Source organism: Pseudomonas sp. FSL R10-2189, from assembly GCF_009600325.1.
Classification (GTDB): Bacteria; Pseudomonadota; Gammaproteobacteria; order Pseudomonadales; family Pseudomonadaceae; genus Aquipseudomonas; species Aquipseudomonas helleri.
The window spans coordinates 1-2,726 of record NZ_WIVZ01000076.1; the positions used below are offsets into that span (position 1 = coordinate 1).

Here is a 2,726-nt window from a genome sequence, read left to right on the forward strand (position 1 = left end):
CGGCTCAACGCGAAGGTCTTGGAGGCGACCAAGGCATACCGCGCCAAAGCCGCGGAGGCCTCTCAGGCGCGCAAGGAGGCGCAGGCGGCGCGTAAGGCGCTGGATGACCAGCAGAAGGCCTTAAAACCGTTTTTGGATGCTCTCAGGCCCCTCAACGAGGCCGAACGCAAGACCTTAGCGGCTGCAATGACGGTGGACAGCGCGAAGATGGTTCGGATGCGTGAAGCTCTGGAGCAAGAGCGCAAAATTGAGCAGCAACGACAGCGCGAAGAACGGGCCGCCGCGAACAAGTCCAGAACGCCCCCACGGGGTAAGGGTATGGGCCACTAGGCAGGGTCGGGCCTAGGCCTCAGTTTCCATCGTGACTGAGGCCGGGGCCGACGGTCCCCGAGAGCCTTTTCTGCGGTATTCGGTGATGAACTTCACGCGATCACCCTTGAAGAACAAGGCGGGATTAACCCAGAAAGTGGATGGGGAGCGGGGGGCCAGAAATTGCTTGGCCAGCAGCTCTTTGAGGCCCCGCTGAAAGGTCTTTTCGCTCATATCTACGGACCGACCGGATAGCCCATCATTGAACCACGCTAGCTCAATGCTTTCGGCGAAACCCTGACGCATGGGGGCTCGCTCGTATTCCTGCAGGACAAGTTGAAACACCCGAGATGCAGTACGGCCAAGGTCAAATGCAGCGGCCACACCAGCCGCAAAGACTTTTACAAAAGAGGCGTCGTCACGCTCGTCCACGGTGTAAATCGCAGCAGTTTGGCGGACCTCTCCGGTGCGTGTACTCACCAGCTCCTCTGACGTGCCGGTCTTCACGTATCGCTTCTTCACCGTCACCTCAGTGGGTTCCAGTAGCGGGTTGGCTAAGGGGCTGTACTCAAGCTTGCGAAGGTTAATCGTTCCAGACATATCGGAGGCCATTTTTGTCCTTTGGTGAGACACACGTTATGCCCTCGAAAGACAAAAAACAAGCGTATTATGTCTCATAATGTCCTGCGTTTGTCTCGAGAGGTTCTGATTTTGTCTCGAGCTTTCCCGTGGCGTATGGCCCAAAAGGTCGTTTGCTTCTCACTCTGTTACTACGCGCTCTTGATCTGGCTCTTGATGTGGTCTTTGCCCTTGCTCCTGGGATTCAAAGAATCGGGCCGTTCAGCTAGCTCAAGGTGGCACCCAGTGCAGTGACCGTAGGGCGCTGTGCTGGGGGACGCCCAACAAGCGAAGCGCGTTAGCAGCGGTGGTTCAGGCACCGGCGATCTGATCCAGATCCAGCGGCCTTCCAGTCGCTGTGCGCCGACCACTACCGCACAAGGAAGGGAGGTCAGCGTGCGGCTGCTTCGCTCCTTCACGCCGCGCCTCCGGCCTGCGCGCGTTGCTTACTTGCACACGCAGCGCAGGAATTTTCGTTTTGTGTGGTATCAATTTGCTTCCCTAACTACATGAAGTTTTCACATGACCGACTTTTCACATGAGCCTCAATTCACTACTGATAAAAATGGAAATCTTTTACATGCTGAAGCCTACGGGAACCGCATTGAAACGCATCCCGATGGATCTGCAACGATTACTCGTCCTGATGGGACGGTGCTAAAAATTGAAAAAGAAGGGGGTGTCAGTATCGAAAACTTCACTCCTAAATCTTTCGGTTTGGACAATCTCGCTGATCTAAAGAGCTATGTAATTACTGAGGATGACGGGGTAGTCAAACACTCTTTACTGCTCAAGGACGGCGGTACTTACGAGCTCATTTACAATACAGATGGCACCTTCGTTAAAAGCAGTGGCACTAAGGTTTCGATGAGCCTCAGCGTTGATGGTATTGCTACTCTGTCAATGCAAAAGCCTAGCTAAGAACAGCGGTACGAACGAATCTTTGCGAAGCAAAGGTGTAGTGAGTACACCTTTGCTCTTTCGCGTGCGCTCAATCGCTGCCAAGATCGTGCAAACCGCACGATAGAGGCAGCTATGGCATACGCGATTTTGCGCACGGAAAAGCTCAAGACGATGGGCAACATCGGCGGCTCTTTGGCGCACAACTACCGGACGCGAGACACCCCGAATGCGGTGCCTGAGCGCCTGCACCTCAACACACACGAGATAGCTAGTGCCGATGAGGTGAAGGCGGCGATCGTGGCGCGGCTTCCTGAGAAGCGGCGCAGCGATGCCGTGCTGTGCGTCGAGTATTTCATCGGGGCCAGCCCGGACTACTTTGACGGCACAGACGCCAAGGGCGAACGCTATTTCGCCACGGCGGTTGAGTGGCTGAAGGAGCTGCACGGGGCGGATAACGTGGTGGCCACCTCGGTGCACCACGACGAAACCAGCCCGCACCTGGTCGCCTACGTGGTACCGCTCGACCAGGACGGCAAGCTGAACGCCAAAGCGTTCCTGGGTGGCCGAGCCAAGCTGACGGCAATGCAGACCAATTTTGCGAAAGCCGTGGGGAGGTATGGACTGGATCGCGGCCTCGAGGGCAGCAAGGCTAAACACCAGTCGATCCGGGACTATTACGCCAAGGTGAATCAGGCCGAAAACGCCGTATTGCCGAAGATCACGCCGGAGGATTTGACGCCGAAGAAGTCCCGGGGGGAGGGGTTGTTGGGACGGGTGGGGCTGCAAAGCTATCTTGAGACACCAGAAGGGATCGCTGACCGGCTCAACGCGAAGGTCTTGGAGGCGACCAAGGCATACCGCGCCAAAGCCGCGGAGGCCTCTCAGGCGCGCAAGGA

General features: G+C 56.6%; 4 protein-coding genes. 3 read left to right on the forward strand and 1 reads right to left on the reverse strand.

Annotated elements, in window-relative coordinates; all coding sequences use genetic code 11:
* The coding region (locus GHO32_RS26565; RefSeq protein WP_218581164.1) for a hypothetical protein at positions 1 to 330 on the forward strand (330 nt) is incomplete at its 5' end.
* Between the two features lie 12 nt (positions 331 to 342).
* Here the strand turns inward: GHO32_RS26565 and GHO32_RS25835 are convergent.
* Positions 343 to 921: a replication/maintenance protein RepL gene (locus tag GHO32_RS25835; protein WP_218575977.1), complete on the reverse strand. Its 579-nt coding sequence runs from the start codon at positions 919 to 921 to the stop codon at positions 343 to 345.
* 528 nt (positions 922 to 1,449) lie between these two features.
* Between GHO32_RS25835 and GHO32_RS25840 the strand changes: the two genes are divergently transcribed.
* On the forward strand, positions 1,450 to 1,848 hold the full coding sequence (locus tag GHO32_RS25840) for a hypothetical protein (protein ID WP_153336997.1): 399 nt from the start codon (positions 1,450 to 1,452) through the stop codon (positions 1,846 to 1,848).
* A 114-nt stretch (positions 1,849 to 1,962) separates the two neighbouring features.
* A partial coding sequence (mobV, locus tag GHO32_RS25845) for a MobV family relaxase (RefSeq protein WP_178113945.1) occupies positions 1,963 to 2,726 on the forward strand: 764 nt, incomplete at its 3' end.